A 24,985-nucleotide genomic window follows, 5' to 3' on the forward strand; every position below is an offset into this window, starting at 1 on the left:
GGTGTCAAAAACCATTCTCGCCCTTGATATCGGATCATCAAAAGTCTGTGCAGCAATTGCAGAGCAAAAAGATGGTGAGCTTGTAATTACAGGCTCTGGAATTGCGCCTGCACAGGGTTTGAAAAAGGGAATTATTACCAATATCGATCTCGCATCTAAGTCCATTAAAAAAGCGTATGAAGATGCAGATCGCATTGCTGGTACATCCCCCTCAAAAGCTATCGTAGCACTCTCAGGCGCTTACGTAAAGAGCACTAATAGTAATGGAATCGTTAATATTCCAAACAAAGAGATATCACTCGATGAAATTAATAGAGTCATGCAAACGGCTCTTTATAATGCAAACATTCCTCATGAGTATGAAGTATTACATGTGCTTCCCTATAGATTTCGCGTGGATGATCAAGACTTTATAGAAGATCCATTGGGTATGAACGCTTCAAGACTCGAAGTAGATGCCCATATTATCACTGCTCCTAAATCGAGTATCTTCAATCTCAAAAAAGCTGTAAAACAAGCTGGCATCGATATAGAAAATATTGTACTAAGTGGTTATGCATCTGCAATAGCAGTACTCAATGAAGACGAAAAAGAGCTCGGAGCAGCTGTTATTGATCTTGGCGGAAGCACGTGTAATCTTGTCATATATAGTGGCAACTCTCTTGTGTATAATGATTTTTTGGCTGTTGGGTCTATGCATATAACAAACGACCTCTCAATGGCGCTGCACACCCCTTTATCAGTAGCTGAAGAGATCAAGATCTACTATGGGAATCTTAAAGAGCCTAAAAATGACTATATTGAGATTCCTGTTATTGGAGACGAAAACAATACGCATCAAGTATCACTTGAAATTGTCTTCAATGTTATCCATGCACGTGTAGAAGAGACACTTATGATCCTTGCAAACTCTCTTGAAAAGAGTGGCCTCAAAGAGCAATTAGGTGCTGGGGTTGTTCTCACAGGCGGTATGACACAACTCGAAGGTCTTCGTGAACTCGCTTCTGCAATTTTTGACCACCTTCCTGTACGTGTTGCAAAACCCCGTACACTACCTGCACTTCACGAAAGTCTTGATAATCCTAGCTTCTCTACGCTTATTGGTCTCATTTTGTATGGCAATGGAGAATATACTCTCTATGAAATTGATTCAAATAAGCGTCTAAGATATAAAAACGAACAGCTTTTTGCCGATACTGAAGAGAGCATCGAGTCATTACAAAAAGGTGAAGAGAGCGAAATTCTCGATGAACTTACTAATATGCAAAGTTTTGAAGAGAAAAATAGCTCCATTAAACAGAGTTTAGCCAAGTTCACAAGATGGCTAACGCAACTATTTTAAGAATTGCTTGAGGAAGGACGCGGTATGGACGCATTTAATATTGAAGAGAAAAAAAGAGTAACTGGAGCTAATATTAAAGCTGTAGGCGTTGGCGGCGGCGGCGGAAATATGATCGGACATATGGTAGAAGAAGGCATCGATGGAATTGAGCTTATTGTTGCCAATACTGACGCACAAGCCCTCAGTACATCTAAAGCGCATACTAAAATTCAACTTGGAGACAAGACTACCCGCGGACTTGGCGCAGGTATGAAACCTGAAATCGGACGAGAAGCAGCATTAGAAAGCTATGACCTTATAAAAGAAAAATTGGAAGGTGCAGATATTGTTTTCATATCTGCAGGAATGGGAGGCGGTACTGGGACTGGAGCAGCTCCTGTTATTGCACAAGCAGCACAAGAGATAGGCGCCCTCACAATATCAGTTGTCACAAAACCATTCAAGTTTGAAGGAAGAAGAAGAGCAAGACTTGCAGAAGAGGGAATACATGAACTAAAAAAAGAGAGCGACTCTATAGTTGTTATACCTAATGAGAAGCTTCTCTCTATTGTTGATAAAAAGCTAGGTATTAGAGACAGTTTCAAAATTGTAGATGATGTCTTATCCCGCGCTGTAGGTGGGATAAGCGGCGTAATTCTCTCTTATGGTGAAAATAATATCAACCTCGATTTTGCTGATGTACAGACTGTTATGAGTCACAGAGGCTTAGCACTTATGGGTGTTGGGGAAGCACAAGGTGAAAACTCTGCATATGAAGCTATAAAAAGTGCTGTAGAGTCACCACTTCTTGACAATGTATCCATAAATGGTGCCATGGGAGTTCTTGTACACTTTACAATCCATCCAGATTACCCTCTTGTCGATATTGGTGAAGCCATGGATGTGGTATATGAGAGTGCTGACGAAGATGCTCATGTTATTTTTGGAACTACTACAAATGAAAATATGGCTCCAGATCAAGTAAAAATCACTCTCATTGCTACTGGATTTGAAGAGGCAAATGCTACTGAGGACGAAGCAGTAAAAGTTGTCAGACCTTTACAAGATACCATGCAAGTCAAAAGAAAAGTAAGTGGTGGCTACGAAGAGAATGAAGATATTCTCGATATTCCTACTTTTTTACGCAATCAGATGGATTAAAATCTTTTTAACGCACTATTTTGATAGGCCCTTCGGCCTTACCATCTAAAAATTGCCTTACATAAGGGTTAGTAGAGTTTTGGAAATGCTCTTTATCTCCATACTCAATTATTTTTCCATTATAAAGAAAAGCAAAATAGTCTCCAGCTTTAAAACTCTCTTTGATATCATGACTGATAAGTACGGAAGTTACATTCAGTTCTAGCTGCGTATTGCGAATGAGCCTTGTAATAAGATCACTTGTAATTGGGTCCAGACCGCTCGTAGGCTCATCATATAATATAATTCCTGGATCTAAAACAATAGATCGCGCTAGACCAACCCTTTTGCGCATCCCACCACTGAGCTCATCAGGATAGAGTTCTAAAACATCATCTGGGTTGAGGCCAACTGTGCGTAGACGCTCTCGTACTTTCTTTTGAATTTGCTCCTCGCTCATATTTGTATGTTCATGCAGAGGAAAGGCTACATTTTCATACACATTCATACTATCAAAAAGGGCCCCACTTTGAAAAAGATACCCTATTTGTTTACGCATACGATACACTTCATCTTCATCAGCCCTCGCCATATCAATACCCTCTACCCAAACCTCTCCACTATCTGGTTTGAGTAGTCGTACAATATGCTTGATAATAGTCGATTTTCCACTTCCAGAGAGCCCAAGAATGACAGTAGTCTTTCCTCTTATAATATCAAGATCAACCCCTTTGAGTACCTCTTTTGTGCCAAAACTCTTTTTTAGTCCTCTAATACGGATTATCTCATCCACTTTTTATGAACCTTTACAATAAAGATAGAGTCTTCTTCCAAGAAGAAGTGTTAAAGAGAGTGCTAGTAATCCAAAATCGAGTTCACTCGCTTTATGAATATTTATAAATGTTTCACTCTGTGTTACTTGCTCTCCTAATGCCTGCAGAGCTACAATCTCTTTAGTATAGTACAATGTAAATAAAAATATCATCAAAACAGCTGTGGCAGCTGCAGGGATAATAATCTTATCTCTTTCAAAACTTTTATATCCATACCCTTCACGAAGTATGATGAGAGCAGCAATGAAATTTAAAACATAATTGCTTTTTAGAAAAATAGCTGTCATTAAAAGTCCCATTTGATAATGAGAAAGGAGCGAAGTTCCTAAATAGTCGTTCGCGTGAAAAATCACTGGTGCAACCAAGGCTCCTAAAGTCAAAACTAAACCTAAACCAATACCTAAAATCATCATATACACAATATCAATCCATCTTCTCATTCTTCTTCCTTTTGTAATACAAATCCTCTGTCTAATTTGGCCAAGTCTTTATAAAATTCACAGCTTCCTTGAAAGCCTTTTTGTTCAAGATAAGAACTAATCGCTTCTTTTTGATCATATCCCATCTCACAAGCAAGGATTTTAGCACTACTTTTTATAAATATATCAATTATTTGCCGTAGTAACTCATCACCTCTCTCTCCTCCAAAAAGAGCCTCTGCAGGCTCAAAGTAAAGGGGTTTTTCTAAAGGAAAACCTCTTTTAATATAAGGAGGATTAGAAATGATAATATCAAACTCCTCCTCTACGCCATCAAGTAAAGAGGTATGAACAAGTTTAATATCAACACTATACCTCTCAAAGTTTTTCTGTGCAACCACAAGAGCCTTTTTATTAATATCAGTCGCAACTATTTTTAAATTTGGAAACTTCATTTTTAGTATTGCACTAATAATACCGCTCCCTACTCCGATCTCTGCAACTCTCTCTTCACCTTGTATTCTTTTTGCAATTTCATCTATGAGTAGTTCTGTCTCTGGCCTTGGTATCAATACACCTGGCTCAATAAAAAATCTCTTTGAATAGAATGAAACCTCTTTGATAATATATTCAAGAGGCTCATGAGTAGCCCTTCTTTGTATTAGTGAAAAAAATCCCTCATCCACCTCCTCGTCGGGATGCGCATGAAGATAGATCCTCTCCTTTTGCAAGTAATGTGCCAATAGCAGTTCTGCTTCTAAGAGTGGACGCTGCGCTACAGTTCGCAGCATCTTTTGTGCCAGCTTTAAAGCTTCACTGATTTTCATGTGGAATATTGCACTCCTCTTTCAATGCCTCATCTGCTTCACTCTCTTCTTCAAATCCAAGTGCTTTGAGTCGCTCTAAGATTGGTGGATGCGAATAGTAAAAGAATATATATAAAGGATGAGAGAGAGGAAAATGACTATTTTCTTCCACAAGTTTTAAGAGTGCATTGCGCAAGTTGCCTCTACCTTCAAGGGAGCTTCCATATTTATCTGCTGCAAATTCGTTTTTACGACTGACAAAATTTATTAATGGCATAAAGAAAAAGAAAAATACTGGACTAAGTAACAAAAACATAGCAATGATGCTGTATGGTGCATCTGCTGGAATACCTGCTTGTTGATACAAGGATGTTGGTAAATTAGCAAATATATAAAAAAGAGCAAAGAACATTACACCCATCATGAGAATATTTTTGTAAATATCTTTATGCTTAAAATGACCAAGTTCATGACCCAGCACTGCCAGAAGTTCATTTTTAGAAAGTTTTTCTACTAAAGTGTCAAAGAGTACTACTCTTTTTGTTTTACCAAGTCCCCCAAAATAAGCATTGAGCCTTGTATCACGTTTACTTGAATCCACTACATACACTCCATTTGCTTTAAAACCGCTCTTTTGCATGAGTTTCTCAATATCTTTTTTGAGCTCTTCATCTTCCAAAGGCTTAAATTTATTAAACATTGGCGCTATGAGTGTTGGATAGAGGGCATTGACAAGAATAATAACACCAAAAATAAATAAAAATCCCCAGATCCACCAGTTTGTAACATTTGCTATTATCCAACTTACAATATAGATAATTAAAGATCCAAATATCAAAAAGAGAAGCGCTATTTTTAATTGATCTTTGATAAAAAGAGAAATAGTAGATTTATTAAATCCAAACTCCTCATCAAGTACAAATTTCTGATAAATATCAAATGGTAGTGTTGTAATGTAGTTGATTGCAAAAAAGAGATCAATAAATACAACACTTTTTATAAGTGGATCATCGATATCAATCATATTATCAAGCCATTGCAAACCAAACCCCATCCAAAAAATAAAAAGTATATATTCAACAAAACTCTCAACAATTACAATTTTTTCCTTTTTGAATGCATAACGTCCCGCTTTAAAAAATTTGCTCGGCATCATTAAAACAGGCTTACCATCTTTGGCTTTTGCAACAAATCCAGCCTGCATTACTGATACATAAATTTTTATTAAGATATAGATACCATAGAGAATACTCACTCCTAGCATTATTGTCCTTTTGTAAAATTTTGACTATTATACACAAAATGTTTTACCATTTCTTAAGTAAAATTTATTATCAAAATATCTTAAAAAGGTTATAAATGGCTCTTATCGATTTAATTGAAGTAAAAAAGAGTTTCGAAGCACAAAAAATTCTTTGCAATGCAGATTTTCATATCGACGAAAATGAACGCATAGCAATTGTAGGCAAAAATGGCAGTGGCAAATCGACACTCATGAAAATTATAGCAGGTACAATCCTTCCTGATGAAGGAGAGAGGATAGTACGGCAAAATATTACTATTAAAATGCTTGAGCAAGTTCCACACTTTGATCCTACACTTACTGTCAAGGATGCTATTTTACAGCAGCTCAAAGAGATAAACCAGGCAAAAAAAGAGTATGAAAATATCGCAGCACAAATTGCAGATGAACCAGAAAATGAAGAGTTATTGCAGCAACTCAATAAATTAGCCAACTTTTTAGATTATCATGGAGCATGGAATATTGAAGAAAAAATAGAGCGGGTACTTGTAGAATTCAATCTCAAAGAGTATGAAAAGAGACTAGTAACAACTTTAAGCGGAGGTGAACAGCGGAGAGTTGCTTTAGCAGGACTTCTTTTACAAAAACCAGATATTTTGCTACTTGATGAGCCTACAAACCATCTCGATGTACAGATGGTTGAATTTTTAGAAGAGATGATTCTCAAAGAGCGTTATACACTTATTTTTGTCAGTCATGATCGCTACTTCATAGATAACATCGCTACACGCGTTGTAGAGGTAGAAGATTGCGAACTACGCAGTTTCAAAGGAGGATATAGCGAATATTTACGGCAAAAAGAGGAGCTGCTCCAAAATATGCAAAAGCAGCATGAAAACCTTCTTCGTCTTCTCAAACAAGAAGAAGAATGGCTCAATAGAGGTGTAAAAGCTCGCGTTAAAAGAAATGAAGGACGCGTCAAAAGAGTCAAGGAGCTTAGAGAACAAGCGAAGAAAAATCCTGCACTTATTAAAAAAATCCAGATCCAACTCGAACGAGAAAAAAAGCATTTTAACCGCGAAGAGGGAATCAGTAAAAAAAAGGTGCTTTTTGAATTAAAAGATATTACAAAAAAAGTTGGTGAAAAACTTCTCATAGATAATTTTACAACAAGGATTTTACAAAAAGATACTATTGCAATTGTTGGAAAGAATGGGAGCGGAAAATCAACACTCCTCAAACTCCTCTTGGGTGAAATTGAACCAGATAGCGGCATAATTAAACGGGGGGACTTTCGCATAGGCTATTTTGATCAAAATAGAAGCATGCTTGATGATGAAAAAAATCTCATTGAAACTTTCTGCCCACATGGTGGCGACAGAGTAGAAGTCTGGGGCCGCAATATGCATGTGTATGGATATTTGAAAAATTTTCTCTTTCCAAAAGAGTTTTTGGATAAAAAGATAGGATCCTTAAGTGGTGGTGAAAAAAATCGCGTCGCACTTGCTCTTCTTTTTACAAAAAAAGTAGATTGCCTTATACTTGATGAACCTACAAACGATTTAGATATCCCTACAATAAATATTTTAGAAGAGTATTTACAAAAATTCCAAGGATCAGTTATCTTTGTAAGTCACGATCGCTACTTTGTAGATAAGATAGCAAAAAAGCTCTTCATTTTTAAAGGTAACGGCCAAATTGAAGAATCCTATCAAAGCTACAGCGAATATCTTGCTATTGAAAAAGAGATCCAAGAGCTTGAAAATATAGTAAAGAACAGTAAAACTCCTAAACAAAAAAGAGTAAAAATAAAAAAAGAGAAGCTCTCATATAAAGAGCAAAAGAGACTCGAAGAGTTGCCCGATCTCATTGAAAAACTCGAAGAAGAGATTGCTAAAATTAGTGAGTGTTTAAATAATCCAGAATGCTATGAAAAAGAGGGAATAGTTACAATGTCCCAAGAGTTGGCTGATAAAGAGTTACTCCATGAAAAACTTTTAGAGGAGTTTTTGGAGCTTGAAGAGAAACGAGAGAGAATTGAGCGGGAAGTTTAAAAAAGATTAATTTTTTTCTACATGTTCCCAAATGCGTATATGAGAAGTCGTATTTATATCAGTAATAGTATGTGAGGTAGTAACAGTGAAGTATGCTTTTTCCATACTTTCTAGATTTTTTTGAGGAACTTCACAATTACCACTAATAAAATCTGGATCCTCTGGGCCACCCTCACCCCAATTATTCAATAGTGCATCCAACTCTGTTGCAGATATTTCATTGAGTTTAGGAGCTTTATAATTTTGACTGCAAACTATATATCTACCATTATAAAGGCCTTCATATGAAACGGTTCCATTTTTAAAATCTTTATTTATCTGCATAATGAGGCGTTTACCATTAATAGTTCCATCAAAATGGATAGTAGTAGTAATATCCTCAAAAGTTTTACGTCCCTCGAAATCCAATTTGTTACTATCAAAGTGACAATCATAAGTTATTGCACCATCATTTTTTGAGAGTTTTGTAAATCTATAATTTTTGTATCTCAGCTTATCTTTGCAGCTATAAAATTGTGCTTTATTATTTTCTTTATTGAAGTAGAGATTGTGCAGAGGATCAGGAACCCCATCAAAATCACTATCATAATATTTGAAAATGCCGTTATCTGCTCCAACGAGCTTATATACATCACCTCTTTTTCGATCTATATAGAGCCATGAATAAGGTGCTAAGTAAGAGTTTTTCAAATCATAAGGAAAATCTATTTTGACAAAATAACCAGCTTCTTGTAACTCGTTGCTATTAAGACTAGATGCAAAATATTTCCATCCAAAAGGATTTTTTGATGTTGGCTCTTCACCTAGGAGAGTATAATAAGAAGTTACTTTTCCATCTTTATCAAAAGCCCCAAATATCCATCGATTTTTATAGAGAAAAAACTCCCCATTTATTATAAAGGTGCGGCTTAGAAGGTAATTTTTTAAATCCCCACTATAATCCGCACGCAAAAAAGCAGCAAATAATAAAGTTATCCAAATAGCTCGCTGTAATATTTTCATAATCTCATTATAGCATATTAAAGAAATTTCAGTATCTCTTCTTCAATTTTCTCTTTTGGCACAATAGTTGTATGGACAACTCTTTTATGAAAGAGCTCTGCTATTCTTTGTGGAATTGCCACACCAAGTTTTTCACTAATTATTTGTAAGGCCTCTAAATCACTTTTTTTCTCTCCTCCTTCAAGAGCTTCTAATACTGTAGGAGCAAACTTTGTCCATTCAGCTGTCGAGTAAGCAACATTTTTATCTGCTGCATATCTTTTAAAAAGTTTAATTGTCGTTGCTGTATGTGGATCCATGAGATAGTTTTTTTCTAATGCATACTCTTTGATAATTGCCTTTACTTCATCATCATTACTAAAGTCAGCAGCAAAATCCTCTTGTAATGCTGCAAGCTCATCTTCATTCAATTCATAGTAGCCTTTTTCATTCAAACTACCCATTAACTCCTTTGTGCGCTGCGCCCCAAATTTATCAAAAAGTACCCGCTCAACATTGGAAGACTTTAAAATATCCATTGCAGGTGAAGATGTTTTGATAAGATGCTTCTTGCGCAAATCATAACGCCCTTCATTTATGAGCTCACTTAGTATGTTATTTGCATTAGATGCAATAAGTATTTTTGCAATTGGCACGCCCATTTTTTTCGCATAGTATCCACCCAAAGCATTACCGAAATTTCCACTTGGAACAATCAAATTAATTGTATCTCCAAATGTAATCTCTTTTCTTCTTACTAGCTCTAAATAGCTATGAATGTGATATATAATTTGAAAAATTATGCGCCCAAAGTTGACTGAGTTAGCTGCACTGAGCTTAATCCCTTTTTCTTGTAAAAGTGCTTGAAATTTTTCTGATGCAAGGAGTGATTTTAAAGCACTCTGTGCATCATCAAAATCACCCTCAATTCCAATGACTTTGAGATTTTTCCCATCTTCTGTGACCATCTGCAGCCGCTGTACATCACTCGTACCGCCAGCTGGATAGATACATGCTACTTTTACGTTTTCTCTATTTTTAAAGGTCTCAAGAGTCGCTGGTCCGGTATCACCACTTGTTGCAGCCAAAATCAAATAGTTTTCACCCCTTGCTTTGGCAAGTGAAGAGAGTATATATCCAAAAGGTTGCAGTGCCATATCTTTAAATGCACGTGTAGGCCCGTGATAGAGCTCTGCTATGAAAAGATTCTCTTCAACTTTTACAACAGGGACAGGATTTGCAGGATCATCAAACTTGTCATAAAGATTAAGTGCTTCCTTGATGAGTTCTTCATCAATATCAATGGAAAAGAGGCGCAAAAGATTAAATGCAAGCTCTTTGTAATGAGAAGTGAGATGACGTTGTAAAAACTTTTCATCAATGTTTGGAAGTTTTTCAGGTACATACAATCCGCCATAACTTGCACTTGGATTGAGAATAGCTTCAGAAAATGTTACTTTTTTTGGTTTTTTTCCATCATTGCCCCGAGTCTCAATAAAATACATTATTCACCCTTAAATTTTTTTGGTTATTGTAGCAAAACTTGGCGCATCCATGATGCATACTCTTCGTTTGCTTCTTCTATTTTTACAGCTACAATTTCTGGCACTTCATAGGAGTGAAGCTCTTTAATCTTCTCTTCTACTGCTGCAAAGTCTATTGCCTTAATTATGAGGAGTACTTCATCTGCATTTTCTACTTTTCCTTCCCATTTATAGACTGAAGTTACTCTCTCAAGAATATTTACACATGCAGCAATTCTTTGCTCAACAAGCGTATGCGCAATTCTTTTTGCCTCTTGCATATCTGAAACAGTAGAATAGATCATATACATAATTAACCTCCCAATACTTGTGTACCAATCCCCTCACTAGTAAAGATTTCAAGAAGTAGCGAATGTTCTATTCGTCCATCTATAATGTGAGCTTTTTCTACTCCACTATGAATCGCTTCAAGACAAGCATCCACTTTTGGAATCATTCCTCCACTAATAGTGCCATCTTGTTTGAGTAATCCTATTTTTTCTTCTGTTAAAGTAGAAATAAGCTTTCCTTCTTTATCAAGAACTCCTGGAGTATCAGTGAGAAAAATGATCTTTTTTGCCTTCAAAGATCCAGCTACTTTGCTCGCACATAGATCTGCATTTATATTATAGCCAGGATGTCCTACCTTGTTGCTCGCAGCAATAGGGGCAATAACAGGTATAAACTGCTCCTCTAAAAGGTTATAAACCACAGCCGGATCGATTCTATCAATAACTCCTGTATACCCAAACTTCTCAAAATCTTTTGGCCGAGCGGTGATAAAATGTGCATCTTTGCCACTTATTCCTAGTGCCTTAGCACCGTGATTATTTAAAAGACTCACTATCTCTTTATTGATATCACCACTGAGCACCATCTCTACAATCTCCATAACCTCTTCAGTAGTAACACGTTGTCCATCAATAAACTCTGTATCTATTTGCAGGCGTGTAAGAATCTCTGTAATTCTTTTTCCTCCTCCATGGACAACTACCGGCTTAATTCCCACAGTATAGAGGAGGAGTATATCTTGAGCAAATTTTTCTTTGAGTTTTTGATCTGTTTGTGCACTTCCACCATATTTGATTACAAAGATCTCTTCTCGAAATTTTTTGATAAAAGGGAGTGAGTCAAGAAGTGTTTGAACAGTTTGAATCTTCTTTTGCATTTGATACCTTTTGAATGAAATTATCTATAGCCTCTCTTAGTTGTGATGCAACCTCTATATCTAACTCCAACAAAGAGAGAGGATAAGAAAACTGTTCTAATTTTACCAAGTCTTTGCTTGTGACTAAAAATGAATCTGGTTGCTCTTTTTGCCAAATCGCTTCAAGCTCTTCATTGGTAAAAAAGTGGTGATCTGGAAAGTAGTATTTTTTGATACCTTGAGGAAGGTAGGGTTCAAGACGCTGAGGATTGGCAATGGCTGTAAGCAGCACCATCTTTTTTGTAGGATTGACAATATGTACTTTGCGTGTGAAATCCCTTCCCTCCACTGCAATAAAATCGGCAAACTTTTCAAATAATTTTGGTAAACGAAAGGGACCAGATGGGAGGCAAAAAGGGTTTTTTGGTCTTCTTTGAATAAGGATGTCAAACTTTTGCAAACACGTATGAAATGCATCATCTAAAAATGTAACTTTTGCACCCTCTTTTTTTGCTAGTTCAATTGCTTTTTTTCTATCACTTGCTACCCAAACAGTTGCTTGAGGAAGAGATTTAGCAATAAGCATAGCCTCATCCCCACTTTGCTCCACATTTACAAGAATTTTTCCCTTTTTACTCACTTGCACAATACCTTGAGATTTGCGTTTATATCCACGAAGAACTACTGCAACACTATTATAATTTTTTGCTAAAGCTATTAAAAGCGGTGTCTTACCACTTCCTCCTACAGTAAGATTTCCAATACTAATGAGCGGAACTGTCTCCCGTGCAGGAAAACAAAAGATTTTTTTGATTGTAGCTATGAGACAATAAAGAGCAGAAAAGGGAAGCAATAAAATGGCAATGAGCCAGTGATACCAGGAAGGAGCATAAAAAAGCTCCTCAAAAAATGGTACTAGACTCTTGATTTAGCCACCTCTTTAATCTGCTCAACTACGTAATAAGCTTCCTCATCACTCATTCCTGCATGAATTGGAATAGAGAGGATCTGTTGAAAATTACGTAATGCTTTTGGAAAATCATTAACTCTGAGGCTATATTTTTGTTTATAGTAACTTAATAGATGGAGGGGAATATAATGTAACCCAACCTCTATCCCTCTTTTATAGAGTTCTCTTGCAAAGGAGTCACGGTTTTTATCTATTTTAATAATATAGAGTGAAAAGATATGATCTCTTTTTACTACCGGTAATTCAATATGGGGAGTATTTGCAAGTTCTTTATTGTAAATGGCTGCAATCTCTTTTCTACGCTCAATCTCTTTATCATTTTTAGCAAGCAATGAGAGATTGAATGCGGCATCAAATTTACTCATATCATACTCTAAGCCAATATCTACTACATCATATACATACCCAAGTCCCCCATCACTATCCCAACTGCTTTGTACTATAGCATTATTGCGAAGTAGTCTAGCACGCTCATTAAGCTCTTCATTGAATGTAGTAAGTATACCTCCATTACCTAATTTTTTCTGCTTATGGGGATTGAAACTAAAAGCACACATATCCACATTTGCAAAAGAGCCAATTCTTTTACCTTTATAGATAGCACCCAAAGCATTTGTAGCATCTTCAACTATCATAATTCCATAACTATTTGCTATCTCATAAAGCCTATCAAGATCGGTTGGTTGTCCAGCAACATGAGAAATAATAGCCCCTTTGAGCTTTTTACTCTTATTTTTTGAGAGCACTTTTTCAAGCTCATCAAGATCGATATTGTAATCATCCGGATCAATATCTATAAATATCGGCTCTGCATCAAAGTGGCGTACCACTTCTGGTACATTGGGATAAGCGTTCACACTACAAATAATCTTATCACCTCTTTTAAGATCAATTGCAGTCATAGCCAAGTGCAGTGCCGCTGTTTCATTACTTGTAGTTATCGAAAAATCGCTACTCACATACTCACAAAATTTTTCTTCTAATTCTGTAGGCGTGTCTTTATCTTGTAAAACATCCTGTAACTTCTGAGACTCCTCTTTATCAACTGTCACAGAAAAGAGTGGTATCTTTTTCATAATCTTCTCCTCACTTCAAGGAATTATTTAATTTTAATAAAAAATAGCTTAATTTGTCCTTTTATATTTAGTTTTTCTCATTAAAAGAGATAATTTTTCAAAATGGATAAAATTTATCCACACTCTATCTCTTTCTTTGCCAACAAACGAATCTCCTCACAGCTAAAGCCGGCATCTTTTCGTGCTTCAATATTTAAAAAATCTTTTGAGTGTAAAGTACCAGGATAAACACGCTCTACTCTTTGGAGATACTCACTCGCAATATCTTCAATTCCCTCCTGTGCACATACCCAGCGAAACCATCTATCGCCCTTTTTTACATGTTCTATCTCTTCACGTAAAATTATTTCAAGGACTTCTTGCATCTTCTTTGCAAAAGGATCTTTAAATATACCAAGCTTCGCAATGATTTTAGGATTTGCATCCAGTCCATTAGCTTCCAAGTAGCGTGGCACTACTGCCATTCTATCAATAAATTCTAATGAACGCATAGCAGCATCAAACAGTCCCTGATGCACAGGTAGATCTCCATAACTAAATCCAAGTTCATGCAGCAACTCTTCAATCATCAAAAAGTGCCTACACTCATCAGCTGCAACTTCTAGCCAATCATCATAAAAACCCTTTGGCATATACTTATATCTATATGCTGCATCTAAAGCCAAATCTATTGCACTATATTCGATATGTGCAATAGCATGCAAAAGGGTTGCTCTTCCTTCATCAGTGTGCAGTTTTGAACGTCTTGGGACATCTTTTGGATCGACAATTGTGCAAATTTTGGCAAAAGAGGGAGACTCCCACACTTTTGATTTTTGGGAGTGATTACTAGGCAAATTTGGATATTTGGCATAAAATTTGTTAAACTGCTCTATCTTTTGATGAGGATCACTTATACGCAATATATATTCGAGCCAAGAGAAAAATTCCATACAAATCCTTATAAAAGGGGTTCATGTGCAAATCAAATCGCGTCCAATGGGCGAATATCAAACAAACTGCTATATTGTAACAATTAACGATAAAGATTTTATAGTCGATCCTGGAATAGGAGCAACACAATGGGTAGTAGAAAATGTTAAAAATCCTGCAGCAATTTTCAATACCCATGGACATTTTGATCATGTCTGGAGCAATGCAGAGCTGCAACAAATACTTAATATCCCCATCATTATCCACGAAAAGGATGCTTTTTTACTCCAAGAAGAGCAGTTTGGCATATCAATGCCAAAAAGTAAGCCAGATATCATTGTAACCAATGAAGAGCCAATAAATATTGAAGGTGAAGCAGTTACATTTCTCCATTTCCCAGGGCACACCCCTGGATGTTGTGCGATAGATTTTGGTGAATTTTGGTGTAGTGGAGATTTTATCTTCAAAGGTAGCATTGGCCGAGTCGATTTTCCCTACTCAGATCCCAATGCTATGAAAGAGAGCTTACGCCGCTTCAAAACAATTCCCTATGATAAACCAGTCTATCCTGGACATGGAGAGCCAACTACCATTGCCCAAGAGCAAAAATATGTAGATTACTGGTTACGAGCGATCTAGTATATGGGTTGTGGGAGTATAAGTTTGCATTGTACCTTGAAATACGTCTTTGTCTCCCACAGAGCCGATTACTGCTACTTTAGTTTTCTTTCCCTCTTTTTGTACGATATGAGCTTCAAAAACAACCTCATCTCCAACAACTACAGGTGCAAGGAATTTCACCTCAGCTGCAACTAACACTACATTGGGATCATTTACTGCTACCTTTGCCGCAAAATCTGCTGCTCCAAAGGTAAAACCTCCATGCACCAAACCTCTTTCATCAGCTTGCATCTGCTTAGCGGTTTTAAGTACTACTTTGGCATATCCCTCTTCTAATTCAACTACATCCCCACACAAAGTTCTATCGATTGCTAAATGTGTTTTAAGATCCACAGAAAATCTCCTTATACTGCTCCTCATCAAATCCAACGACTACATCACCATTTTCTAGCTCAATCACAGGTCTTTTGATTAAGAGATTCTCTTTACAAAGCCACTCTTTTTTGCCTTTTTCATCTAAATTGAGATTTTTCAGCCCCAATTGGCGATATTTTGTACCACGTGTGTTAAAAAGTTTATCCATCGGCACATGTTGTAGCCACTCTTCTATCTTAACGCATCCTACTGGACTCTTTTTAAAATCTATAAATTCATACGTTACGCCACACTCCTCTAAAAACTTCAAAGCCTTTTTTACACTCCCACATGTTTTAATACCATACACTTTTATCATCCAATCTCCTTTAAAAGTTTTGGAAGCTCTGCAATAGAGTCAATTATAAAATCTGGCATCCCTTTTTGCAGATCCTCATTTCTAAATTTTCCTGTTTTTACCATAACAGCCCTTAATCCGCACTTTTGTGCACCAAGTATATCTGTCTCAATATCATCACCTACCATTATCACTTCTTCTGCGCTAAGTCCCATACTCTTTAGTACCAAATGAAAAAATGCACAGTTTGGTTTACCAAGAATTGTTGCTCTCTTTTGGCTTGCATACTCTAAACAGCGCACAAAGCCTCCTGCATCAAGGCTTAATTCCCCGTCACTATCTCTAAAATAGCGATTATCATTTGTAGCAAGCAACTCGCATCCTCTCTCAAGGTGGCGAAAAGCGGTATTGAGATTTTGGTAAGTAAAATTGGTATATGCATCGCATATTAAAACTACATCTATATCAGCACTGGATCCAAAATAGTCTCTCACCTCATCTGTCGCTACTACGTAGGCTCCTCTGCCCTCTATATAACTCTTAGCAGCACTTACAGCAGTAAAAAGCTCTTCCTCTCTTACATCAAATTCCATCTTGAGAAGTTTTTGTAAAAGTGTTTGAGGAGTGGTACGTGAGGTATTGGATAAAAATCGCAAGAGATACTTTTTTCTAAGCTGCATCAATGCATCTTGCGCACCATTTATGACATTTTCGCCATCATAAAACACACCCCCAATATCGAGTAAAATACCTTTGAACTTCATCTCTTCCTCATACGTATGTACACTCTACGAGGGGCTGGATATCCCTCAACAGTCATTGTAGGATCTTTTGCATCCAAAAAATCTTCTAAACTCTCTCCCAAAATCCACTCAGTTCTTCTTTGCTCTTCGAAAGTTGTGGGTTTCATTGCAAGTACTTCAAAATTTTCAAATCCAGCCTTTTCACACCATTTTTGCAATGCTGCAATAGTAGGTACAAAATGGATATTTGGAATTTTTGCATAGCTTTTACCAGGACACAAAGCAACTGGCTCATCACCTTCGATGTAAAATGTATCCAAAAAGACTTCGCCCCCTGCTTTTAGCCCCTGTTTGAGCCATTTGAGCATAGCAACAGGATCGCTTCTATGATACAAAATACCAAGACAAAAAATAACATCAAACTTTTTGCCATATAGTGGAAGATGCTCTACACCTAAAAGCTCATAGGTAATACCACTTTGTATAAAATGATCCAAAAAATCAAACTGCGTTTTAAACAGTGGCGAAGGATCAAATCCGACAATTGAACGCGGTTTATGCATAAGCATGCGTAGCATATAGTATCCATTATTACACCCTATATCAGCTACATCTTTACCTTGTATATCAAAATATGGCTCTAGAAGATTATACTTTATAAAACTTCTCCACTCACTATCAATAAATGTCCCTAATATTTTAAAAGGCCCTTTACGCCATGGGCGCATAGCAAGAGCAACTTCTTTTATCATTTCTTTCGTTTCTTCATCCACACTCCCCTCTATTGTTATCACATCTCCTAGTTTTACATCTACCTCAACCTGTGGTAATTTTTTTAGCATCTCTCTTAAAGGAGCAATATTTTTCCACTGCAACCATTTTTGCCGCTCTTGCTTGATAGTCTCAATATCCATTCACACTCCTGCTCTATGGTACAATCAACTATTATAATTATAATTGTAACAAAGGTTTACAATGCTCATAATCACAGCTACATATACTGAAGCTGCGCCCATCATTGAAGCACTGCAATTAGAAAAAGTTGCTACAAAACCCTTTCGCATCTATGCAGCATCTCATATACAACTACTCATTACAGGTATAGGTATGCTCAATGCAGCAATTGCTACAGCTTCACTCCTTACAAACGACCAAAAAAAAGCAGTTTTTAATATTGGGTATGCTGCAGCAGATAATGTGGGTATACTCTATAATATTACAAAAGTAATCGATGGTTGTAGTAAAAGTATTTATCACCTTTCCCAAAGCAACACACTTCCTAATGCTGCTTGCACCACTCTTTGTCATCCAGCCACCACTCCACACAAAACTCTTGTAGATATGGAAGCAAGTGCAATTGTACGGTGTGCTAGAGTATATAACATTCCCGTGAAAATTTTAAAAATCGGTTCAGATAGATTTAATCCAAAAAGTTTTCAAAAAAATAACAATCTTATAAGGAAGCATATAGATACAATCTTAAGTCAAATCGAGCTACAATTGCAAAAAAATATTCAAGGAAAAGTATGAGCCTACAAAAGAGTGCTACCGTTGTTGCTAGTATCGTTGCGGCTATTTTGGTCATTATTAAGCTGGTTGTTGGAATTTTAAGTGGTTCTGCTGCAGTATTGGCTAGTGCTATCGATTCGATATTAGATATTGCAGTCTCTATGTTTAACTACTTTGCAATTTCCAAAGCAGAAAAAGCCCCGACTGAAAAATTTAATTATGGTCTTGGCAAAATAGAAGCACTTGCAGCCGTCATTGAAGGTACCATTATTACAATTTCAGGGCTATTTATCTTCTACAAAGGTGTAATAAATATTATCCAACACAAACAGATTGCCTATCTTGGAAGCTCTATTTTTGTCATGATAGCTTCTATCATCCTTACAGGTGCTCTCGTTATTTTTCTCAATTACGTCTACAAAAAAACTAACAACATGGTTATTAAATCAGATGCTCTGCATTATAAAACAGACCTCTTTAGCAACTCAGCAGTTCTTGCATCATTAGCAATTATCTATTTTACAGAATGGCACTGGATTGATGGGGTTTTTGGTATTGCAATAGCAATCTATATCATCAAAGAGGCTTATGAACTTATCAAAGAGGGAACACTTATGCTTCTTGATGTAGCTTTAGATGAAGAAATTGTAGATAATATCAAAAAAATCATAACTTCACAACCAGAAGTAACAGATTTTCACTATTTACGTACACGACGCAGTGGAGATACTAATTTTGTAGATGTACATGTGGTTTTTACCCCAGAGATCTCATTAATGGATGCACATAGAGTTTCAGATAAAATCGAAGATGAGATCAAAAAACTCGATCCCACCTCAAATTGGCATATTACGATCCACCTCGATCCTTATGATGACTCCCCACACAATGAGGAGCATTAACGAGCGAACTCTACCGCTCTGTTTTCTCGTATTACATTCACTTTGATTTCACCTGGATACTGTACACTCTCTTCAATATCTTTTGCGATCTCTTTTGCTAGTAAAACAGCTTCATTATCAGTAACGAGCTCAGCATTGACAATGACACGCACCTCTCGGCCTGCATTTATTGCATAGGCCTTTTTGACTCCCGGCTTGGCAAGAGCTATCTCTTCAATAGCTTGTACGCGTTTTAAAAAGGCTTCTAGTACCTCTCGTCTTGCTCCTGGACGTGCTGCACTGAGCGTATCAGCCGTACATACAGCAGCTGCTTCAATAGTTTTTGGCTCTTCGTGTCCATGATGCGCATAGATTGCATTGATAACCACATCAGGCTCTTTGTAGCGTCTACAGATATCTGCACCAAGATCCACATGGCTCCCACTATATTCGTGGGTCAAAGCCTTTCCAATATCGTGCAAAAGACCTGCTCTTTTAGCAAGTACCTCATCTCCTCCCATTTCTGCAGCCATAATACCTGCAAGATGCGCAACTTCTAAAGAGTGACCAAGAGCGTTTTGTCCATAGCTTGCACGAAATTTTAATCTTCCAATGAGTTTAACCAGTTCTGGGTGAATCTGTCCAATACCAAGCTCCATAACTATCTCTTCACCCTCTTCAAGGAGCTGCTGGTCAAACTCCTCTTTTACTTTTTCATAAATCTCTTCAATACGAGCTGGCTGGATCCTTCCATCTTCAACTAAAAGCTCTATAACTTTTGTTGCAATTGCGCGGCGATAGAGATTAAATGAGCTTAAAACTATTGCATTTGGTGTATCATCGATAATAATATCTACACCTAAAAGCATCTCTAACGTTTTTATATTACGCCCCTCTTTACCAATAATGCGCCCTTTTATATCCTCACTTGGGATACTTACAGTATTTATAAGACGCTCTGCTGCAAACTCTCCAGCATATCTCGTAGTTGCTTGAGCAATGATGTAGTTCGCCTTGCGCTTAGCCTCTCTTTTTGCCTCCTCTTCATATTTTCTTACAATATTTGCAATTTCAGCACGTGACTCCTCTTCTACCTTTTGCAAAATAAGCTCTCTTGCCTCTTCAGCAGTGAGCCCTGCTTGCACTTGCAGCGCCTCTAATACTTCGTTATGTTTTTCTTGATATTCAGCTTTGAGATTTTCATACTCCTCTCTTAGCTTATTAATTTGCTCTTTTTCCTCTTTTATCTCTTGCTTTTCAAGCGTAATATGCTTAAGCTCATCTTTGAACATCTGCTTCAAAGACATCTCTTTTTCCATAAGCTCATTAAAACGCTGCTCATACTCTTTTTTGAGCTCATCTAGCTTTTGCTCATACTCTTTTTTCGCAGCAAGTTCAGCCTCTTTTGCTTTGACTTGCGCATTTTTAAGAATTATCTGCGCTTCATGCTCAATAGCCTTTGCTTTAGCACGTGCTTGCTCTTCATAGATTTTAAACTTCTCTTTTTCTAACTTTTTTGCGACGATATACCCTGCAGCGCCACTTATTATTGCTGCAGAGCTTCCTACTAACAGCTCGACCCACATCACTATCCCCTCGTATAAGAATTTCTTCCGGGGTAACTAAAATATCTCCTAAAACATCATAAGTGTCTGTAAGAATAGTATTTGTAAAACATTTTTTAATCTGTACAAACACAACAATTGGTCTGTATGACAATCTTGCAAAGAACCTGTCATACATGCCTTTACCAAACCCAACTCTTCTAAAATCCCCGTCTACCCCGATAACAGGAATTATAGCCATATCGATTTTTTGCTCTAAATGAGAGTTACCAGGCTCGAAAATAGAGAATTTTTTCTTCTTTAAAGGCAGTCTTAATTTTACCATTTTAAAGCTTTTAGCTTGCATAAATGGAACAAATATCTTTTTTTTATCCCTCAAAGCAAATATTTTTTTCATTTGCGGTTCATGTGGCATTGGTACATAGGCTAAGATATTTTTTGCGCCGGTTAAAGAGATAAGTTTTAATACAATTTTTTGAACCTTCTCTTCTTTCTTGCGTTTAGCTTTTACTTTAAAAATCTTCTCTTTACAGATTTGACGAAAAAGTGGTTTATCATACCTCATCTTAAGCCTCTATAGATTATAATTGAGCCAATCGTATATTAGCAAAAAAGGGCACTATTGTGAAAAAACTGCTCATACTCTTTTTAATCATAACTCTCTTTGCAGGTTGCCAAAAAAAAGAGCATACAGAAGATAAAAGCGAAATTTCACACAAAGTACAAACAGCGCAGCACCTTCCTCAAAAAAAGGCAAAAAGATTTATTCTACGAGATCTCAATGGTACAACTTTTACAATCGAGCAATCACAAGAGAAATTTCTCTTTCAGCCTTCCAAAAAACTCACGCTACTTTTCTTTTTTACATCATGGTGTCCTTCATGTAAAGCGCAACTTATTGAACTCAAAGAGATACAAAAGAAATTCCCAGAACTTGCAATTATAGGGATCCTTCTTAATCAACCTTCAGATGCAAAAGAGTTTGTGCGCAAATTTAGTATTGACTTTTTTGTCTCTACAAGCTATAAAACAAACAATGAAGTGGCATCTCATATATACAAATATGTCAAAGCCCCTGGAAATATACCTGTGCCTATGATGGTGCTTTTGAAAGATGGAAAATATTTTGTACACTATCTTGGTGCTGTACCCTATGAAATCATCGCTTCTGATATTAAAAGAGCAAAGGAAAAGTAGATGTTTGGATTTATCAAAAAAGCACTAAAAAAAACAGTAGATAATATTGAAGAAAATGTACCAAAAAAGAAAAAATATGCCTCACCAGAAGAGATTGAAGAGCTCTTAATTGAAGCAGATGTAGAATATGATCTCGTAGAAAAGATTGTAGCTTCACTCCCTGCAAAAGTCAATCGCGTAGCACTAAAAAATGAGTTGCTTTTTCTCTTCAAGCCTGCAAATGCACCACAAGCCGATATAAAACCTTTTGTAGAACTCATTATTGGTGTAAATGGTGCAGGAAAAACTACTACAATAGCAAAGCTTGCATACCGCTATAAACAAGAAGGCAAAAGTGTAATTTTAGGGGCTGCTGATACATTTAGAGCAGCTGCTATTGAGCAGCTTACTCGTTGGGCACAAAAATTAGACATTCCTATTGTTGCTACAAAGCAGGGGCACGATCCTTCAGCTGTAGCATATGACACTATTACAAAAGCAAAAGCTAAAAATATTGATAATGTCTTAATAGATACTGCGGGAAGACTTCACACACAAACAAATCTTGCTGAAGAGCTCAAAAAGATTGTGCGCGTTTGTGGTAAAGCGATGGAAGGTGCTCCACATAGAAAACTCCTCATTCTCGATGGTACACAGGGAACTTCTGCAATCAACCAGGCAAAAACTTTTCATGAAATGGTAGGCGTTGATGGGGTGATAGTTACGAAACTTGATGGCACTGCTAAAGGTGGAGCACTTTTAAGTATTTCACACGAGCTGCAACTCCCAATACTTTTTGTTGGAACGGGAGAGAAGATGGAAGATCTCGCTCCATTTGATCCAAATGAGTATGTAGATGCGATATTGGATGCTATTTTTGAATAGTACTCTTTTATTACAACAAGAAAATAGAGATGGCAAAGAAAAAAACTCTTTTTGAGTGCCAAGCCTGTGGATACAAAAGCAGCAAATGGATGGGAAAATGCACCAATTGTGGTGCATGGGACAGTTTTGTAGAGCTGAGTGCAAAAGAGATAGAGATACTCCAAAAAATTGATAAAACTACTTCATCAAGCACAAATGTTATTCCTATTACAGAGGTTGAGCAAGACAAGATCCAACGCATCCCTACCGGGATAGATGAGCTCGATCTCGTTTTAGGTGGTGGACTGGTTCCTGGTTCATTGGTACTGGTAGGAGGTAGTCCCGGGGTTGGAAAATCAACACTTTTACTCAAAACCTGTGCAAATCTAGCAAAAACTAACAAAAGAGTACTCTACGTCAGTGCTGAAGAGTCTGCTGGGCAGATTAAGATGCGAGCAGATCGCATCGAAGCAAACGAAAAAAATCTCTACTTACTCAATGAACTTGTCTTGGAAAGCATCATTGCTCAACTTGAAAAAGATCATTTTGATCTGCTCGTCATTGATTCAATCCAAACAATCTACTCACAAGAGATCTCCTCAGCTCCTGGGAGTGTAAGCCAAGTAAAAGCCGTTACATTTGAGCTTATGCGCCTTGCCAAAAGTAAAAAGATTCCTATCTTCATCATTGGCCATATCACCAAAGAGGGCTCCATTGCAGGTCCTAGAATTTTAGAGCATATGGTTGATACTGTGCTCTACTTTGAAGGGGATAGCTCACAAGAAATTAGGCTGCTTCGAGGATTTAAAAACCGTTTTGGCAGCATTAGTGAAGTAGGGATCTTTGAAATGACAAAAAAGGGGCTAGTGAGCGCCAAAAATATTGCCAAACGCTTTTTTAATCGTAAAAATGCACTCGTAGGCTCGGCTGCAACTGTAATAATGGAGGGAAGTAGGCCAATTATTCTTGAAGTGCAAGCACTCGTTGCAGAGACTGGCTATCCCTCTCCCAAACGCAGCTCTACAGGTTTTGATACCAATAGACTTACTATGCTTTTGGCTCTTTTAGAAAAGAAGCTTGAGCTTCCTTTCAATCAATATGATGTGTTTGTCAATATCGCAGGTGGCATCAAAATCAATGAAACTGCTGCAGATCTTGCTATAATAGCAGCAATTTTGAGTAGCTTTCGCAATCGCCCCATCAGCGAAGAGACCATTTTTTTAGGAGAGGTAGGACTTACTGGGGAAATTCGAGATATCGTCATGCTCGATAATCGCCTCAAAGAGGCTGCTTCACAAGGTTTTACGAAAGCTATTGTCCCTAGCAGACCTCTTGAAAAACATAATATCAAAACCTACATTGTAGAGGGTGTAGAAAAAATTGTAGACTGGATGTAAGGAGAAAAAATGGGAAAAAAGTGTAAAGCACATGTAAGTATGGAAGAGAGATATGCAAGATTAGAGATCGATTATGAGAGCGTAGAAGAGAAAAAAAATATCTGCAATGTTGTTAATGATCTCATCGTAAAACATAAAATCTCACCACAAATTACAGTTGAACCAAAAACTGTTGAAACTGGTGAGTATGTTATAGAATTTCATGACGATTATGATAAAAAGGCAGGGCCTTTTTTCGAGGATCTCTTAAAGATACTTCATATCGAAAAGTGTGATTAATCACCAATCGAGATATAGAAAAAGACTTGAGAGAAAATAGTTTGCAGCAAATACAGTCATAGCAGCATAGACTACCGCTTTGGTAGTCGATAGCCCCACGCCTCTAGCACCACCACGTGTAAAGTAGCCAATATATGTGCCTATGATGCTTATGAGATAGCCAAATACCACTGCTTTAATAATACCTGTACCAATATCACTAAATTCAAGATATGTGGTAATTGTGTTTTTATACTCTGTAGGATTGACACCAAGTGCATATGTTGAAATGAGATATGCAGCAATATTTCCCAAAAAGACAAAAATGATAACTAAAATCGGAGTAGATATAGTTGTTGCTATAACTCGTGGAATAATGAGGTATTTTTTACTATCTACAGCTAATGTATCAATCGCATCGATCTGCTCAGTCACGCGCATTGTCCCTAGCTCAGCAGTCATTGCACTTATAGCACGAGATACCAACATCAATGCACCAAAAACAGGACCCAACTCTTTAGAGATAGAGACAAATATGGTGTAGCCCATAAAACTCTCAGCACTAAATTTATGAAAACCGTGATAGAGCTGTATTGCTTCTACAAGTCCTGTAAAAATTGCTGTCAATGCAATCACAAAAAATGATCCAACTCCAATAATTTCTATTTGCTGTAAAATCTCTTTTATGCGATAAGGAGGTTTGAAAAAGAGAGGAAGTAGTTTTATTTCAAAGAGAATAAATGCTCCAAACTTTTCTAAAACTTTATAAAAATTGACAACAGGCAGCCCTAAATAGTAAAAAAATTTCTCCATCAAAAACCTTGCTATAATTTG

General features: G+C 37.0%; 28 protein-coding genes. 10 read left to right on the top strand and 18 right to left on the bottom strand.

Annotated elements, in window-relative coordinates; translation table 11 throughout:
* Position 1: 1 nt before the first annotated feature.
* A complete protein-coding gene (gene ftsA / locus JG738_RS06375) occupies positions 2–1,342 on the top strand; it encodes a cell division protein FtsA (protein WP_201337092.1) in 1,341 nt (446 codons plus the stop codon).
* A 24-nt stretch (positions 1,343–1,366) separates the two neighbouring features.
* The gene (gene ftsZ, locus JG738_RS06380; protein WP_201337093.1) at positions 1,367–2,482 is read left to right on the top strand and encodes a cell division protein FtsZ; all 1,116 of its coding nucleotides are present in this window, start codon (positions 1,367–1,369) and stop codon (positions 2,480–2,482) included.
* 7 nt (positions 2,483–2,489) lie between these two features.
* Here the strand turns inward: ftsZ and JG738_RS06385 are convergent, their stop codons facing one another.
* The 4 genes from JG738_RS06385 to JG738_RS06400 are packed head-to-tail and all read right to left on the bottom strand — an operon-like array spanning position 2,490 to position 5,783.
* Entirely contained in the window at positions 2,490–3,245 is a 756-nt protein-coding gene (locus tag JG738_RS06385; protein WP_370583680.1) for an ABC transporter ATP-binding protein, read from the bottom strand.
* 12 nt (positions 3,246–3,257) lie between these two features.
* Complete coding sequence (locus JG738_RS06390; RefSeq protein ID WP_201337095.1) at positions 3,258–3,734, bottom strand: DUF4149 domain-containing protein; 477 nt, start codon at positions 3,732–3,734, stop codon at positions 3,258–3,260.
* A complete protein-coding gene (prmC, locus tag JG738_RS06395) occupies positions 3,731–4,540 on the bottom strand; it encodes a peptide chain release factor N(5)-glutamine methyltransferase (RefSeq protein WP_201337096.1) in 810 nt (269 codons plus the stop codon). The genes JG738_RS06390 and prmC overlap by 4 nt, the downstream gene beginning before the upstream one ends.
* A complete protein-coding gene (locus tag JG738_RS06400) occupies positions 4,527–5,783 on the bottom strand; it encodes a M48 family metallopeptidase (RefSeq protein WP_201337097.1) in 1,257 nt (418 codons plus the stop codon). The genes prmC and JG738_RS06400 overlap by 14 nt, the downstream gene beginning before the upstream one ends.
* Before the next feature lie 95 nt (positions 5,784–5,878).
* Between JG738_RS06400 and abc-f the strand changes: the two genes are divergently transcribed.
* Positions 5,879–7,816: a ribosomal protection-like ABC-F family protein gene (gene abc-f / locus JG738_RS06405; RefSeq protein WP_201337098.1), complete on the top strand. Its 1,938-nt coding sequence runs from the start codon at positions 5,879–5,881 to the stop codon at positions 7,814–7,816.
* A gap of 6 nt (positions 7,817–7,822) precedes the next feature.
* Here the strand turns inward: abc-f and JG738_RS06410 are convergent, their stop codons facing one another.
* From JG738_RS06410 to JG738_RS06440, 7 genes are all read right to left on the bottom strand, one after another.
* Positions 7,823–8,818, bottom strand: coding sequence for a hypothetical protein (locus JG738_RS06410; protein ID WP_201337099.1), 996 nt, complete (start codon positions 8,816–8,818; stop codon positions 7,823–7,825).
* Positions 8,819–8,835: 17 nt separating this feature from the next.
* Positions 8,836–10,302, bottom strand: a complete 1,467-nt coding sequence (gene thrC / locus JG738_RS06415) for a threonine synthase (RefSeq protein WP_201337100.1) — start codon at positions 10,300–10,302, stop codon at positions 8,836–8,838.
* Between the two features lie 23 nt (positions 10,303–10,325).
* Complete coding sequence (gene cutA / locus JG738_RS06420; protein WP_201337101.1) at positions 10,326–10,631, bottom strand: divalent-cation tolerance protein CutA; 306 nt, start codon at positions 10,629–10,631, stop codon at positions 10,326–10,328.
* Positions 10,632–10,633: 2 nt separating this feature from the next.
* Positions 10,634–11,488 carry an acetylglutamate kinase gene (argB, locus tag JG738_RS06425; RefSeq protein WP_084276093.1) on the bottom strand — a complete coding sequence of 285 codons (855 nt, stop codon included), beginning with the start codon at positions 11,486–11,488 and terminating at the stop codon, positions 10,634–10,636.
* The gene (locus JG738_RS06430; RefSeq protein WP_201338733.1) at positions 11,451–12,395 is read right to left on the bottom strand and encodes a tetraacyldisaccharide 4'-kinase; all 945 of its coding nucleotides are present in this window, start codon (positions 12,393–12,395) and stop codon (positions 11,451–11,453) included. The genes argB and JG738_RS06430 overlap by 38 nt, the downstream gene beginning before the upstream one ends.
* Positions 12,383–13,513: a DegT/DnrJ/EryC1/StrS aminotransferase family protein gene (locus tag JG738_RS06435; RefSeq protein ID WP_201337102.1), complete on the bottom strand. Its 1,131-nt coding sequence runs from the start codon at positions 13,511–13,513 to the stop codon at positions 12,383–12,385. Before JG738_RS06435 ends, JG738_RS06430 begins: the two co-directional genes overlap by 13 nt.
* A gap of 113 nt (positions 13,514–13,626) precedes the next feature.
* Positions 13,627–14,445 carry a ferritin-like domain-containing protein gene (locus JG738_RS06440; RefSeq protein ID WP_201337103.1) on the bottom strand — a complete coding sequence of 273 codons (819 nt, stop codon included), beginning with the start codon at positions 14,443–14,445 and terminating at the stop codon, positions 13,627–13,629.
* A gap of 25 nt (positions 14,446–14,470) precedes the next feature.
* Between JG738_RS06440 and JG738_RS06445 the strand changes: the two genes are divergently transcribed.
* Positions 14,471–15,064: an MBL fold metallo-hydrolase gene (locus JG738_RS06445; protein ID WP_201337104.1), complete on the top strand. Its 594-nt coding sequence runs from the start codon at positions 14,471–14,473 to the stop codon at positions 15,062–15,064.
* Here JG738_RS06445 and JG738_RS06450 read toward each other — a convergent pair.
* The 4 genes from JG738_RS06450 to cmoB are packed head-to-tail and all read right to left on the bottom strand — an operon-like array spanning position 15,050 to position 17,415.
* The gene (locus JG738_RS06450; protein WP_201337105.1) at positions 15,050–15,439 is read right to left on the bottom strand and encodes a hotdog domain-containing protein; all 390 of its coding nucleotides are present in this window, start codon (positions 15,437–15,439) and stop codon (positions 15,050–15,052) included. The genes JG738_RS06445 and JG738_RS06450 overlap by 15 nt on opposite strands.
* Positions 15,429–15,779 (bottom strand): arsenate reductase family protein, encoded by a 351-nt coding sequence (locus tag JG738_RS06455; RefSeq protein ID WP_236583122.1) that lies wholly within the window; start codon positions 15,777–15,779, stop codon positions 15,429–15,431. Before JG738_RS06455 ends, JG738_RS06450 begins: the two co-directional genes overlap by 11 nt.
* On the bottom strand, positions 15,776–16,522 hold the full coding sequence (locus JG738_RS06460; RefSeq protein ID WP_201337106.1) for a TIGR01458 family HAD-type hydrolase: 747 nt from the start codon (positions 16,520–16,522) through the stop codon (positions 15,776–15,778). The genes JG738_RS06455 and JG738_RS06460 overlap by 4 nt, the downstream gene beginning before the upstream one ends.
* A complete protein-coding gene (cmoB, locus tag JG738_RS06465) occupies positions 16,519–17,415 on the bottom strand; it encodes a tRNA 5-methoxyuridine(34)/uridine 5-oxyacetic acid(34) synthase CmoB (RefSeq protein ID WP_201337107.1) in 897 nt (298 codons plus the stop codon). The genes JG738_RS06460 and cmoB overlap by 4 nt, the downstream gene beginning before the upstream one ends.
* 61 nt (positions 17,416–17,476) lie before the next feature.
* Here cmoB and JG738_RS06470 point away from each other — a divergent pair, with 61 nt between their 5' ends.
* A complete protein-coding gene (locus tag JG738_RS06470; protein ID WP_201337108.1) occupies positions 17,477–18,031 on the top strand; it encodes a hypothetical protein in 555 nt (184 codons plus the stop codon).
* Positions 18,028–18,912: a cation diffusion facilitator family transporter gene (locus JG738_RS06475; RefSeq protein ID WP_201337109.1), complete on the top strand. Its 885-nt coding sequence runs from the start codon at positions 18,028–18,030 to the stop codon at positions 18,910–18,912. Before JG738_RS06470 ends, JG738_RS06475 begins: the two co-directional genes overlap by 4 nt.
* Here JG738_RS06475 and rny read toward each other — a convergent pair.
* Together rny and JG738_RS06485 are read right to left on the bottom strand one after the other, a co-directional pair.
* Complete coding sequence (rny, locus tag JG738_RS06480; RefSeq protein ID WP_201337110.1) at positions 18,909–20,477, bottom strand: ribonuclease Y; 1,569 nt, start codon at positions 20,475–20,477, stop codon at positions 18,909–18,911. The genes JG738_RS06475 and rny overlap by 4 nt on opposite strands.
* Positions 20,383–21,021, bottom strand: a complete 639-nt coding sequence (locus JG738_RS06485) for a 5-formyltetrahydrofolate cyclo-ligase (RefSeq protein WP_201337111.1) — start codon at positions 21,019–21,021, stop codon at positions 20,383–20,385. The genes rny and JG738_RS06485 overlap by 95 nt, the downstream gene beginning before the upstream one ends.
* Positions 21,022–21,080: 59 nt before the next feature.
* Here JG738_RS06485 and JG738_RS06490 point away from each other — a divergent pair, with 59 nt between their 5' ends.
* The 4 genes from JG738_RS06490 to JG738_RS06505 are packed head-to-tail and all read left to right on the top strand — an operon-like array spanning position 21,081 to position 24,172.
* Positions 21,081–21,653: a TlpA disulfide reductase family protein gene (locus JG738_RS06490; protein ID WP_201337112.1), complete on the top strand. Its 573-nt coding sequence runs from the start codon at positions 21,081–21,083 to the stop codon at positions 21,651–21,653.
* Positions 21,654–22,517 carry a signal recognition particle-docking protein FtsY gene (ftsY, locus tag JG738_RS06495; protein ID WP_201337113.1) on the top strand — a complete coding sequence of 288 codons (864 nt, stop codon included), beginning with the start codon at positions 21,654–21,656 and terminating at the stop codon, positions 22,515–22,517. It begins immediately after the preceding gene.
* A 29-nt stretch (positions 22,518–22,546) separates the two neighbouring features.
* Entirely contained in the window at positions 22,547–23,893 is a 1,347-nt protein-coding gene (gene radA / locus JG738_RS06500; protein ID WP_201337114.1) for a DNA repair protein RadA, read from the top strand.
* Between the two features lie 9 nt (positions 23,894–23,902).
* The gene (locus JG738_RS06505) at positions 23,903–24,172 is read left to right on the top strand and encodes a hypothetical protein (RefSeq protein ID WP_201337115.1); all 270 of its coding nucleotides are present in this window, start codon (positions 23,903–23,905) and stop codon (positions 24,170–24,172) included.
* Here the strand turns inward: JG738_RS06505 and JG738_RS06510 are convergent, their stop codons facing one another.
* Positions 24,173–24,964, bottom strand: coding sequence for an ABC transporter permease (locus tag JG738_RS06510; protein ID WP_201337116.1), 792 nt, complete (start codon positions 24,962–24,964; stop codon positions 24,173–24,175). It abuts the gene before it with no gap.
* Between the last annotated feature and the right edge of the window lie 21 nt (positions 24,965–24,985).

The organism is Nitratiruptor sp. YY08-26, assembly GCF_016593215.1.
Classification (GTDB): Bacteria; Campylobacterota; Campylobacteria; order Campylobacterales; family Nitratiruptoraceae; genus Nitratiruptor; species Nitratiruptor tergarcus.